This is a genomic window from Candidatus Nitrotoga sp. 1052, from assembly GCF_927312905.1.
Taxonomy (GTDB): domain Bacteria; phylum Pseudomonadota; class Gammaproteobacteria; order Burkholderiales; family Gallionellaceae; genus Nitrotoga.
Genome location: NZ_CAKMHQ010000022.1, coordinates 68,092 through 80,504, shown reverse-complemented (window position 1 = coordinate 80,504; position 12,413 = coordinate 68,092). Strand labels below are relative to the sequence as shown.

General features: G+C 48.8%; 10 protein-coding genes, 1 tRNA gene and 1 pseudogene. 8 read left to right on the top strand and 4 right to left on the bottom strand.

Features of this window, described 5'->3' with window-relative positions; genetic code table 11:
- Positions 1-150 precede the first annotated feature (150 nt).
- From MJ768_RS04460 to MJ768_RS04435, 6 genes are all read left to right on the top strand, one after another.
- A complete protein-coding gene (locus MJ768_RS04460) occupies positions 151-381 on the top strand; it encodes a hypothetical protein (RefSeq protein WP_239288312.1) in 231 nt (76 codons plus the stop codon).
- Positions 382-395: 14 nt separating this feature from the next.
- Positions 396-545 carry a hypothetical protein gene (locus MJ768_RS04455; RefSeq protein ID WP_239288311.1) on the top strand — a complete coding sequence of 50 codons (150 nt, stop codon included), beginning with the start codon at positions 396-398 and terminating at the stop codon, positions 543-545.
- Between the two features lie 126 nt (positions 546-671).
- The gene (locus MJ768_RS04450) at positions 672-2,180 is read left to right on the top strand and encodes a multicopper oxidase family protein (protein WP_239288310.1); all 1,509 of its coding nucleotides are present in this window, start codon (positions 672-674) and stop codon (positions 2,178-2,180) included.
- 280 nt (positions 2,181-2,460) lie between these two features.
- The gene (bioA, locus tag MJ768_RS04445) at positions 2,461-3,807 is read left to right on the top strand and encodes an adenosylmethionine--8-amino-7-oxononanoate transaminase (protein ID WP_239288308.1); all 1,347 of its coding nucleotides are present in this window, start codon (positions 2,461-2,463) and stop codon (positions 3,805-3,807) included.
- Positions 3,808-3,877: 70 nt separating this feature from the next.
- Entirely contained in the window at positions 3,878-5,275 is a 1,398-nt protein-coding gene (gene dacB / locus MJ768_RS04440; protein WP_239288307.1) for a D-alanyl-D-alanine carboxypeptidase/D-alanyl-D-alanine endopeptidase, read from the top strand.
- 158 nt (positions 5,276-5,433) lie between these two features.
- Positions 5,434-6,372, top strand: coding sequence for a carbohydrate kinase family protein (locus MJ768_RS04435; RefSeq protein ID WP_239288303.1), 939 nt, complete (start codon positions 5,434-5,436; stop codon positions 6,370-6,372).
- Between the two features lie 115 nt (positions 6,373-6,487).
- On the opposite strand, the gene MJ768_RS04430 is transcribed toward MJ768_RS04435, so the two are convergent.
- From MJ768_RS04430 to MJ768_RS04415, 4 genes and pseudogenes are all read right to left on the bottom strand, one after another.
- Positions 6,488-6,760 carry an oxidative damage protection protein gene (locus tag MJ768_RS04430; RefSeq protein WP_239288302.1) on the bottom strand — a complete coding sequence of 91 codons (273 nt, stop codon included), beginning with the start codon at positions 6,758-6,760 and terminating at the stop codon, positions 6,488-6,490.
- 237 nt (positions 6,761-6,997) lie between these two features.
- A complete protein-coding gene (argA, locus tag MJ768_RS04425; RefSeq protein WP_239288449.1) occupies positions 6,998-8,323 on the bottom strand; it encodes an amino-acid N-acetyltransferase in 1,326 nt (441 codons plus the stop codon).
- A 931-nt stretch (positions 8,324-9,254) separates the two neighbouring features.
- A tRNA-Arg gene (locus tag MJ768_RS04420) sits at positions 9,255-9,331 on the bottom strand.
- A gap of 146 nt (positions 9,332-9,477) precedes the next feature.
- Positions 9,478-9,680 (bottom strand): annotated as a pseudogene (locus MJ768_RS04415) (transposase); the annotation flags it as partial.
- 177 nt (positions 9,681-9,857) lie between these two features.
- Between MJ768_RS04415 and mnmG the strand changes: the two are divergent.
- Both mnmG and rsmG read left to right on the top strand, forming a co-directional pair.
- Positions 9,858-11,795: a tRNA uridine-5-carboxymethylaminomethyl(34) synthesis enzyme MnmG gene (gene mnmG, locus MJ768_RS04410; protein WP_239288301.1), complete on the top strand. Its 1,938-nt coding sequence runs from the start codon at positions 9,858-9,860 to the stop codon at positions 11,793-11,795.
- Positions 11,792-12,412: a 16S rRNA (guanine(527)-N(7))-methyltransferase RsmG gene (rsmG, locus tag MJ768_RS04405; protein WP_239288300.1), complete on the top strand. Its 621-nt coding sequence runs from the start codon at positions 11,792-11,794 to the stop codon at positions 12,410-12,412. Before mnmG ends, rsmG begins: the two co-directional genes overlap by 4 nt.
- The last annotated feature ends 1 nt before the right edge of the window (position 12,413 follow it).

Below are 12,413 nucleotides of genomic sequence, written 5' to 3'. Positions count from 1 at the left end.
AAGCTCGATCAACCCAATGAATAACTAGATATTTTTCACACGCTCTCTATTTTTTTTCTAATTGCCTTTCTTTTGAATTAACAAAAAGACTAATCTCATCTGCGTGCAGCAACTCCGACTTATTGAATAAAGAGATGCTACCCTCTATATGTGCTAATTTCTAGCGGACAAAATCCTGGTATCTTTATCGTACTTGCTCAACAATCAAAAATTAATTTAGCTGCCATTGCCGAGTGCCTGCTCGATATTTGGCGCTGTGCTCATATGGATTTTTGTCCAAGAAAAATCATGCCTCATATGGAAGCGATAGCGAACAAACTTGCTGAAGCGTCACAATGTGATAAAAAAATGAATCCGCAAAGGCCGTTTCCCGAATATTGATCTGTACCGGTGCCATGGGCTATGCAAAGTTCCCAAGTAGCGGGCCGGCACTCAGCGTTTTTGGCGTGAAAAAAATGGGAAAGCATTATGCGAAAATTGGTGTTGGCAGGGATTTAGCTGATGGGCGACAACATGCAAAACTGCATGTGCGGCTTGATGAGTGAGGGCAGGCGAGAACCTGTTTTTAACCTTTGCTTTTGTATCCTTCTTATTTATTGACATTGTAACGAGAATAACACCTGCTATAGTCGCAAAGCTCGCCAAATTCTATCGCCACAAGGGGATTTAATATGGAAAAGATGGTTACCAGAAGACAATTCATAATAACAGGCGCAACAGGGCTTGCTGCAATTTATGGGATCAGCGCATGCACTAAAAGTGATAGTTCATTAAGCACTTCAGAAAATGTAAAAGCCGCGGTGATCGACCCGCCAACAGGGGAGGTTTTTAAAGACCCTCCTGAAATGCCAAATTTGAGCGCTAACGCGGGGGTTGTGGAAATTGCATTAGAGGCAAAGACGGCAAAGGTAAAGATCAAGGGGGTAAATGCAGACCTTATGACATACAACGGCTATTTTCCGCAACAAACCATAAGGGTAAGAAGAGGTGACAATTTAATCGTTAACTTCAAAAACTCCCTTCCATTGACGACCGAAAAGAATATTCTTGGTTATACGAAAAACATCACCAACATCCACACTCATGGGTGGCATGTGTCGCCATCCGGGAAATCGGATAACGTATTTCGACATATCAATCCAGGCGAAGAATTCTTATATGAATACGATACGTCTAAACAGGAGGCGGGGACATTGAATTTCCTGCACTCTCATGGCCATGGCCTGATTACTGAGCAGATGTGGGGGGGTATTGCCGGATGCGCGCTGGTTGTTGCGGATGAGGTCGATGGACTCTCAGGTTTTGAGACTCACATAATGTCATTAAATGACATGAGCCTTGTGGGGACTAACCCAGCGCCGCACACCCATGAGGACTATATGAATGGAAAGGAAGGAGATATTGTCATGGTCAACGGCCAGATAAACCCTCTCCTGCCGATAAGACCTGGACAGGTTCAGAGATGGAGAGTGGTGAACGCCAGCACTGCAAGGTATTACAAACTAAGCCTTGAGAAACACACCATGTATCTGATAGGAACCGATGGCGGGCTTCTCGATAAACCTTATCCATTATCAGATATTCTCCTCACGCCGGGCGAGAGGGTAGATCTTTTGATCAAGGCTGATCAGGGATCTGGAAATTATAGATTTCTCTCCATGCCCTATGACAGAGGAGGGAATGTGCCTCAGACCATAACGATCATGACTGCTTCTTATAGCGAAAACTCTGTAAAGGACGAAATCCCTGCCTCAGTCAATCCCAATGCAAAAAAACTGAATATGGATACAGCGTCTCTTCGCAAGGCACAGATAGTTCTTTCCATGGGAGTTAATAAGGGGTTAATAAACAACAAAAGCTTCGGAGACGATCCTTTTGTTCACACATCGAAAGTCGGGACCTTTGAGTTATGGGAGATTCAAAATTTCAGCGGCATGGATCATCCGTTTCACCAGCATGTAAACCCGGCTCAGATAATTTCCATGAAAGGTGGAGAGAAGGGGTATGCATCTTTATATTCCAGTATCCCTGCATGGAAGGACACCATAAACGTACCCAAAGGCGGATCTGTGACCATGCTCGTTCCTGTCAGGGACTTTTCAGGGAAGACCGTATTTCACTGTCATATCATTGAACACGGGGACTTGGGAATGATGGCGGTATGGGATATAGTCAAATAAATTTCTTTTCTGAGACGACAACAGGATCTTCTAATCTGAACATAAAATGGGTTTGGCAACGAGATTATGCACATCACTGCGAAGCAGCAAGTGCTGTTGTGCATGAAAAAAACTTGACCACTGCACAGTATTATCCCCACAGGTTCGGCATTTAAATGCTGGATTAAACGCTTTCACCCAGTACAAAAGCTCCTCGACCAATTTGCGGTTGCAACTAGGATGATGTAAACCCATAACAACAAGACGTACCAAGTCTGCTGGGAAACCTTTGAGACCTGCCATGCCTAACATTGACTTGCTTGCCCGTTCCCGTTCCGCTGTGTGGCACCCCTGCACGCAGATGAAGCACCATGAGACTCTACCGTTAATACCTATCCAGCGTGGGCAAGGTGTGTGGCTATACGATTTCGACGGCAAGCGCTATTTGGATGCGGTGAGTTCGTGGTGGGTGAATTTATTCGGGCATTGCAACCCGCGCATTAATGCCGCCATTACCCTACAGTTAGAGCAGCTGGAGCATGTGATGCTGGCTGGCTTTACTCATGTGCCAGTAGTACAGCTTTCCGAGCGACTGGCGCAACTGGCCCCTGTCGGGCTGGGCCATTGTTTTTATGCCTCAGACGGCGCATCGGCTATTGAAATTGCGCTAAAGATGAGCGTACATTATTGGCGCAACAGTGGTCAGCCTCACAAGAGCGATTTCATCAGCCTGCAAAACAGCTATCACGGCGAAACACTGGGCGCATTGTCAGTGACCGATGTGGCCCTATTCAAGGGTGCATATAGTGCGCTGGTCAAACAGAATGCCACGGTATTAAGCCCTGACTGGCGCAATGCAGAACCAGGAGAGAGCGCACGAGACTATGCTGTGCGCTGTGTTGCGCAGCTTGAAACACATTTGCAGCAGCATCATCACAATACTGCCGCTTTCATTATCGAACCGTTAGTGCAGGGGGCTGCGGGTATGGTCATGTATCACCCGGTTTATTTAACTCGTGCGCGCGAGTTGTGCGATCAATACGATGTGCATTTCATTGCCGATGAAATTGCAGTGGGGATGGGACGGACGGGAACGATGTTTGCCTGTGAGCAGGCAGAAAAATCCCTCAGCCGGGATAGTGCAGAAGAGGGTATTTCGCCGGATTTCCTGTGTTTGTCCAAGGGTCTCAGCGGTGGCTATCTGCCGTTATCCGTGGTGATGACCACGGATACCATCTATCAGGCATTTTATGCTGATACGGAGACGCGTGGTTTTTTACATTCACATTCCTATACTGGCAATCCGCTGGCCTGCCGCGCGGCATTGGCTACCTTGGAAATCTTTGAGCAAGATGATGTCATCGCAACCAACCGCAACAAAGCCGTTTATTTTAACCACATTGCTGAACCCTTACGTGACCACCCCCGCGTAAAAAATTTCCGCAACACCGGCATGATCTGGGCATTTGAAGTGGATAGCCTACACGACGATTTCGCGCAACGCTGTTTCAGCCTCGCCCTGGAGAAAGAGCTACTACTGAGGCCAATGGGCAATACGATATATTTCATGCCACCCTATATCATCAGCGAAGCTGAAATGGACATGCTGGTTGAACATACACTGGCAACCATTGCGGCGATTATCTAATTTGGCCAAAAGAGCAATTCAAACTTGTCATTCCAGAAAAAGCGAGAATGACAGATGTATAGAGGTATTCATGAAGCTGCTTCACACCTTGCTACTCATCTTTTTCCTCATCCCCAGTTCTCACGCCGCCACGTTGCCGCCGCCAGTGGTGAAAGCGCTGCAGCTGGCGCGCATTCCGCTTGGCAGTATTGGCGTGGAGGTACGCGAGGTGAATGCGCGCACGCCGCTCATTAGTGTGAATGCGAAGCAGTCGATGAGTCCGGCCTCAACCATGAAGCTGCTCACCACCTACGCCGGGCTGGAATTGCTAGGCCCTTCGTATAGCTGGAAGACCGAGGCTTATCTTGACGGCAAGCTGGAACAAGATGTACTGCACGGCGACCTGATCCTGAAGGGTTACGGTGATCCCAAACTGACGGTGGAGAAATTATGGCTGTGGCTACATGAGCTGCGTAGTCGCGGTCTGCGTGAGATCCGCGGCGATCTGGTGCTGGACCGTAGTGCATTCCAGCTCGCCCCACACGATCCCGCGAAATTCGATAATGAGCCGATGCGTCCCTACAACACGGGACCGGACGCGCTGTTGCTTAATTTTAACTCTGTGCGCCTGCGCTTTATTCCAGAGGGCGAAAAAATCAAGATTATCAGCATGCCGGAACTAGCTGGCATCAGGCTGGACAACCGCGTTACGGCATCAACCGTACAAGGAAACTGCAGCAACTGGAGTGATGCGCTGTCCACGCAATTGCATGGCGATACTCTGCTCGTGCAAGGTTTCTTCCCAGCCCAATGCGGTGAGCGTGAGCAACATGTCAGTTTGCTGTCCCACCCAAGCTATCTGTATGCCGTGTTTCGTGCGTTGTGGCAGGAAATGGGTGGCCTGATACAGGGTACATTGCGTGAGGGTACTGTTCCAGATAGCGCCATTCTATTTGCCACCCACCATTCCGCGCCATTGGCCGAACATATCCGCGACATTAACAAATTCAGCAACAATGTCATGGCGCGTCAACTTTTTCTAAGTTTGGGCGGGACAGCCGAGACACCCGCCAACGTCACCCACAGCGAACAGACCATACGTAATTGGCTGACACAAAAAAAATTGCACTTCCCTGAACTGATACTGGAAAACGGTGCCGGACTTTCGCGTCGGGAACGGATCAGTCCGCGCAGTCTGGCATTGTTGTTGCGTAGCGCGCAGCGCAGCCCGTTATCAACGGAATTCGAGGCTTCCTTACCTATCGTCGGCGTTGATGGCACCTTTAAAAAACGCCTCACGGACAGCGAAGCTGCCAACCATGCTCATCTAAAAACCGGCTCGCTGGAGGGCGTGCAAGCCATTGCCGGTTATGTGCAATCCCGTAGCGGAAAGCAATGGATTTTGGTCTTTTTAATCAATCATCCTAATGCCGCAGCAGGGCAGCAGGCACAAAACGCGCTAATCGAGTGGATACAACGACGATATTGAAGAAATCTCGATGTAACATTTTTAATTCTGACTGGACTCCCATTGATATTTGAGGTGCCGAGATAGTTAAATCAGGAAGAGCAAAGATGGCTATGTCAAATTGACGTTATGCTGGCTGCTATAATCCATGTCTCCATTATTCAACTCTCGCGATCAATATGCATACGCTCATTTGTGGCTCCTTAGCCTACGACGTCATCATGGTGTTTAACGACCAGTTTAAAAATCACATCTTGCCCGAGCAGATACACATCCTGAATGTCTCCTTTCTGGTGCCGGAGATGCGTCGCGAGTATGGCGGCTGTGCAGGTAACATTGCCTATAATTTGAAACTGCTCGGTGGCAATCCGCTGATCATGGCGACGGTAGGTGATGATTTCGGCCCTTACACTTCACGTCTGGAGAAGTTAGGCTTATCGCAACAATACATTCGCCATGTACCAGACAGTTTCACAGGCCAAGCTTTTATCACAACCGATCTGGATGACAATCAGATTACTGCCTTCCATCCTGGTGCGATGGGTTTCTCTGAACAGAACCATGTATTCGATGCCAAAGGTGTCACGCTCGGCATCGTATCACCCGATGGGCGTGCAGGCATGTTGCAGCACGCGCAGGAATTCCATGCGGCGGGCATTCCCTTCGTGTTCGATCCGGGCCAAGGTATGCCGATGTTTAGTAGTGATGAATTATTGAGCTTCGTCAAGCAGGCGGATTATGTGACGGTGAATGACTACGAAGCCAAGCTATTGCAGGATAAAACCGGCAAAAAGATTGAAGAACTCAGCAAGATGACACGTGCTTTCATCATTACCCTCGGTGGAGAAGGGTCTCTCATCTATGCGGATGGCAAGGAAGTGCGCATCCCAACGCCCATGGCCGAGACATTGCTCGATCCCACTGGCTGTGGTGATGCTTATCGTGCCGGTTTGTTGCACGGCATTCAGCAGGGCTGGGATTGGGATACCACCGGACGCCTTGCCTCTTTGCTAGGCTCTCTGAAAATCGCCAGTCGTGGCGGACAGAACCACAATCCGACACGCGACGAGCTCACCACTCTGTTTCAGAAATACTTTGGCTATTCCATTAACCTGTAATTTCTTCTACCGCGCGATCTTGCTTTTTCTTCCGTTTGCGGGAAGAGCGAGGACTAAGGCTGGCTGGGTGATGTGAGCTTTTTAATCTGGTGGCCGTGTTAATACATAGATTATTTTATTTGCCCGGCGGCATATAGCCGGAAGGCATTTCCGCGCCATCGCCAAAGAAATGATTTTCCATTTGTTGGGCTAAATACTTGCGAGCATGAGCCTCTGCGAGATTTAAGCGGTTTTCATTGACCAGCATGGTCTGATGTTTGAGCCACGCGGCCCAAGCTTCTTTCGAAACCTGCTCGAAAATGCGTTGCCCCAACTCGCCAGGATATGGTGCGCGCTCCAGTCCTTCTGCCTCGTGGCCCAATTTGATACAGTGCACCATTCTTGTCATTATTAGTTCTCCGATAATTTAGTTTAACATTTTAATTCTGACATCAATCACGAACACCCGTAAAGGCACCTCTAAAAATCCAATTTTCGTCACAATACGGCGTTACTCGAAAAAAATTATCGCTTACATATCAACTATATGCCGCGCTCAAATTTTTTACTCGTGCCTTGTCTTGCTTAGAAACTTGAATTTTTAGAGGCGCCCTAAAGACTCAACTTCATTCCATGTACGATTTGATCATAAATTTTTCAGAAATACTTTGGAGCGGCGCTGATAGTTGTAAAGCATTTTTTTCTGCTTAGGCAATTGCCCGACATCCGTTTCTTTGAAGCCCCGTTCAATAAACCAGTGAGCAGTGCGCGTGGTCAACACGAATAGTTTGTGTAGGCCTTGTGCTTGAGCCTCGGCAAGGATGTGCTTAAGCAGTGCGTCGCCGTAACCTTGTTTGCGGTAATTGGTTTGCACGGCGAGGCAAGCAAGCTCGGCGGCTCGATCTTCGACAAATGGATACAATGCGGCGCAACCGATGATGCGGTGGTCATGTTCCAGCACCACGAAGCGCCCAATTTCACGTTCCAGTCGCTCGCGGCCACGTCGTACCAGAATGCCTTCAGCTTCCAATGGTTGCAACAGTTGCAAAATGCCGCCTACATCATTAATAGTGGCATCACGTAAAGTATTGAGTGTGCTTTCCACCACCATGCTGCCGATACCGATATCACTGAACAGTTCTTGTAAAATGGCTCCGTCAATATGGCGGCTGATCAGGTGCGTGCGTGCTACGCCTGCCTCGCAGGCATGCACCGCGCAGGGCAGGAACAGCGACACATCTTCCGGCAACTTGCCTTTCCCGGACAAGATGGTATTGACATCGGCTACGGTTAATTCACGCAGTAAATTGCCGTGCTTATCCTGTACTCCGTCCATCTCCATCAGAAAAATCAGTTTATCTGCGTCGAGAGCGATAGCGGTGCGCGTTGCAACTTCTTCCAGGGTAAGGTTGAACACCTCGCCGGTAGGTGAATAACCAAGTGGTGAAAGTAAAACTACTTCATTGTGCTCAAGCCGGTCTTTAATTGCTACAACATCTACTTTACGCACGCTGCCAGTATGCAGTAAATCCATCCCATGAATTACGCCCATCGGCTGGGCGGTGATGAAGTTGCCGCCCGCGACGCGGATATCAGCGTTAGCCATGGGTGAATTCGCCAAGCCCATCGACAGCAGAGCCTCGATTTCTACCCGCACGCGCCCCACCGCTTCTTTTACACATTGCATGGTTTCTGAATTGGTTAGGCGGATACCATGGTGATAGTGATCTTCAAGATTGTTGCGCGATAAATGACGTTCGATTTGCGGGCGAGCGCCATGCACTAATACGAGGCGCACTCCCAAGCTGGAAAGCAGATTAAGGTCGTGGGTCAGCTCGACGAATTTACCATCAGCTACTACTTCACCGCCGAACGCGACCACAAAAGTGCGTCCACGGAAGGCGTTGATGTAAGGCGCAACCGAACGAAACCAGGCAACGAATTCGGCGGGAGGCACGGGACTGTATGGCATGTTTTGACTATTTGCTAGCGGATTGAGAAATGGCATGAATCAGCTGCTTTATGAATGATGTCATGAACTCAAGGTCGAGTGGATATGTTATGGCTTCATTCATAGTTATATTTATGTCGGGTTATTCATAACATCACTGATGTACTGCACAAATGGGTTGCAGCTTACTAAGCTTAGCCGGTGTTCTGATTGATTTTAGAGATGTATCATTGGTTTTAGCTGTCCAATAAACGGATTTTTCATAGCAGCGGAATTGTGGAAGTATAGTTATATCGACATTTCTCAAATACGTCAATGATGCCAGTACCTTGTGCGCGACCCGCTGTTCAAGCTGGCCGCTGAAGGGGCGCCGCTGGCTGCGCCAGCATTCGCCCAAGGGTGCAGACCTGGCGACCTACATGCAAGAACAGTTGGAGGAAATTGCTTGGAGCTTGAATACACATCAGAGGAAATCGCTTGGATTTTGATCACCGGTAGCAGTTTAAAACGAGCTCCTACTCAATATAGGACTCACTAAATCCGCTACTAAACATTAACTGTTGTGGTTGGTTCTTAAATCCGCCCAGCATTAAAGACCGGGTCTGGTACAGCTGCACAGCACCTGTCTGGTCAAGGTGCTACTGGCGCAGGTCTGTCAGCGTCTATCCAGCAAACAGCAAGATGCGCGTCATGCTGGCTTCTCCATGAACCGGCACGCCTAGCCCGCGAGACGGTGCCGCCCATCCTTATTAATAACCACTTCATGTTTAACCCCACTATTGGGGTAGGTGACTATCGTCCGAAAATTAAAAAAACCGAGGCGACGAAAATACCTGGTTGGGAGTTTATGCAAAATTCAGGCTAAATAGTAAATGTTGATATTACTCAAGGCATTATATTTACTAATTTATAAAAATAGCAATGATAATGAACCAGTCATAAACTTGATTACTGGTGCGCCCGGCGGGAGTCGAACCCACGACCCTTGGCTTCGGAAACCAATACTCTATCCAGCTGAGCTACGGGCGCTTTCAAAATCACAGTATAACGTACCCATGCTTCCCACGCACGCTGTAGCACCTACCAATGTGATAATAAGACTGAAGAAATGATGTATTTTTAGGCAGATTCAACTCTGAAGTGCAACTTTGTAATTGAATTTAGGTGGCTAGCTGCGTCCCCGCCGTGAGCGAGGCTTGGTGATGACACTCGGAGCATTCGTAGCTGTGGCTCGTGGAGATGGCATAGTCATAATCATGTCTACCTCAAGGACAACGAAACCTTCCGACCAACGTTGCTGCGCCAGCGCTTGGGCACAGGCTTCTTCCGTTTCGTCGTACCCATGATTAAACTCATTATCTAGTTGATTACAAATGATTTATAAAATAGACCTAAAAGTAATTCAGTGGCATATTATAAATTAAGTAACATTGGTTTCACGTGAAACAACTATGGCGAGGGGTTTCTGCGTTCGTATCATTTTGATGTATGATGCGCGCCTTCGCTTCATCAAGAAAATTACCGTTTCTGTAATTAACAGCCAAAAAGCACAAAGATGGATTTTCCGAAAAAATTCGATGTAATTGTTGTGGGCGGTGGTCACGCCGGGACAGAGGCTGCGCTTGCTAGTGCACGCATGGGTTGTACCACTTTGTTACTCACGCATAACATAGAAACGCTTGGGATAATGTCGTGCAATCCATCCATTGGTGGCATAGGCAAGGGGCATTTAGTCAAGGAAATAGACGCCTTGGGTGGTGTTATGGCGGCGGCCGCTGATGAGTCGGGCATCCAATTTCGCATCCTCAACTCCTCTAAAGGTCCAGCAGTACGCGCTACGCGCGCTCAAGCTGACCGGGTGCTATACAAGCAGGCTATTCGCAAGCGATTAGAAAACGCCCCTAACCTTTGGTTATTTCAGCAGGCGGTGGACGATTTACTGGTAGAAAATAATAAGGTATGTGGGGTTTCTACCCAGCTGGGCTTGCGTTTTGCTGCAAAAACCGTTGTGCTGACAACCGGGACTTTCCTTTCTGGCCTGATTCACATTGGGCAGACCTCTTACCAAGCAGGACGGGCGGGCGATCCGCCATCTTTTAGTTTAGCGCAATGTTTGCGCGAACTTAATTTACCAATGGGTCGACTGAAGACTGGCACACCACCGCGCATTGATGGGCGCAGCATTGATTATTCCGTGATGACCGAGCAACCTGGCGATATGCCGGTGCCAGTATTTTCATTCATGGGACGGGTGCAACAGCATCCGCAACAATTATCTTGCTGGATTACCCATACCAATCAACGCACGCACGATATTATCCGCGGCGGGTTAGATCGTTCACCGATGTTCACCGGGGTAATCGAGGGTGTGGGGCCACGCTATTGCCCATCTATCGAGGACAAGATCACGCGCTTTGCCGACAAAGAGTCGCACCAGATTTTTCTGGAACCGGAAGGGTTGACTACTCACGAAATCTATCCAAACGGGATTTCCACCAGTTTGTCTTTCGATGTACAGCTGGCACTAGTGCGTTCCATAAAAGGCCTGGAAAATGCGCACATCACACGCCCTGGCTACGCAATTGAATATGATTATTTTGATCCGCGCGGTTTGAAACATTCATTGGAAACCAAAGCTATAACTGACCTGTTCTTTGCCGGGCAAATTAATGGCACCACGGGATACGAGGAAGCGGCCGCTCAAGGTTTACTGGCGGGCATTAATGCCGCATTGCGCGTGCTTGGCAAAGAAAGTTGGTGCCCGCGTCGCGATGAGGCCTATCTGGGCGTATTGGTAGACGACCTGATTACGCGTGGCGTGTCTGAACCCTATCGTATGTTTACCAGTCGGGCTGAGTATCGCCTGCAACTGCGTGAAGATAATGCAGACCTGCGTTTAACAGAAATCGGGCGCCGTCTGGGTGTGGTAGATGATGCCCATTGGCAGGCGTTTGAGTTGAAGCGCGCTGCAATTACACGTGAACAAGAACGGCTGAAATCCCTTTGGGTTAACCCAAAGTTGTTACCACAGGAAGATGCGGAGCGTGTGCTTGGCAAAGGGATAGAGCGCGAATATGCGCTATATGAACTTTTGCGCCGTCCCGATGTGAACTATGCCAGCCTGATGACTTTGCCTGGGGCGGGTGAACCGGTGGCCGATGAAAAAGTTGCAGAACAGGTGGAAATTCAAGCCAAATATCACGGCTACATCGAGCGGCAGCGCGATGAGATAGCGCGCAATGAACATAATGAAAACATGCGGTTACCTGAAGCAATGGATTATCGTACGGTGCTTGGCCTGTCAATTGAGGTGCAGCAAAAACTCAATCAACACATGCCAGAGACAGTAGGAGAAGCAGCCCGTATTTCCGGAATAACTCCGGCGGCGGTCTCCCTGTTATTGGTACACCTGAAACGTGGTTTTCGGAGTGTAGTAATGGCTCCAGAAGTTAAAGAACCGCCAGAAGGAGAGAAAGTGCAGAAAAGCGCGTGAATCAGGCCAAAGAGTTGGCGCTTGGTATCACGCAACTGGGGCTAGATGTTGTGCCAGAAGTACAGTGCAAGCTGTTAAGTTATCTTGAGCTGTTGCAAAAATGGAACCGGGTTTATAACCTGACGGCAATACGTCAGCCGGAGCAGATGGTAAGGAGTCATTTACTCGACAGCCTTGCCGTGTTGCCACATTTATGGCCTGGTCGTTGGCTAGACGTGGGTTGCGGTGCGGGTCTGCCCGGTTTGATACTGGCGCTAATGCGTCCGGAATGGACATTCGTCCTTCTGGATAGTAATAGCAAAAAAACTAGTTTTGTGCGGCAAGTGAAAGTCGAACTGGGGTTGCGCAACGTAAGTATTTGCTGCGCACGTGTGGAAACCTGGCAGGCGGAGGAGAAATTCGATGGCATCATTTCTCGAGCTTTCGCAGAGACTGCAAAATTTGTTACGCTAACGCGTCATTTGCTGGATAAAGAAGGACGCTGGGTCGCCATGAAAGGAGTTTCGCAGCAGGAGCTGGAACGGTTGCCGAACGATGTCAGAGTGGAACGAGTTATTCCGTTGCAGGTGCCAGGGCTAGCCGCCGCGCGTTGTCTGATTATGTTGAAACTCACTTGAA

Bases quoted from the DNA above. Each gene is read 5' to 3' on its own strand.
- bioA (WP_239288308.1), top strand. From the start codon at position 2,461: ATGCCTAACATTGACTTGCTTGCCCGTTCCCGTTCCGCTGTGTGGCAC.
- mnmG (WP_239288301.1), top strand. From the start codon at position 9,858: ATGGATTTTCCGAAAAAATTCGATGTAATTGTTGTGGGCGGTGGTCAC.
- dacB (WP_239288307.1), top strand. From the start codon at position 3,878: ATGAAGCTGCTTCACACCTTGCTACTCATCTTTTTCCTCATCCCCAGT.
- argA (WP_239288449.1), bottom strand. From the start codon at position 8,323: ATGCCATACAGTCCCGTGCCTCCCGCCGAATTCGTTGCCTGGTTTCGT.
- MJ768_RS04435 (WP_239288303.1), top strand. From the start codon at position 5,434: ATGCATACGCTCATTTGTGGCTCCTTAGCCTACGACGTCATCATGGTG.
- MJ768_RS04450 (WP_239288310.1), top strand. From the start codon at position 672: ATGGAAAAGATGGTTACCAGAAGACAATTCATAATAACAGGCGCAACA.
- MJ768_RS04430 (WP_239288302.1), bottom strand. From the start codon at position 6,760: ATGACAAGAATGGTGCACTGTATCAAATTGGGCCACGAGGCAGAAGGA.
- MJ768_RS04455 (WP_239288311.1), top strand. From the start codon at position 396: ATGGGCTATGCAAAGTTCCCAAGTAGCGGGCCGGCACTCAGCGTTTTT.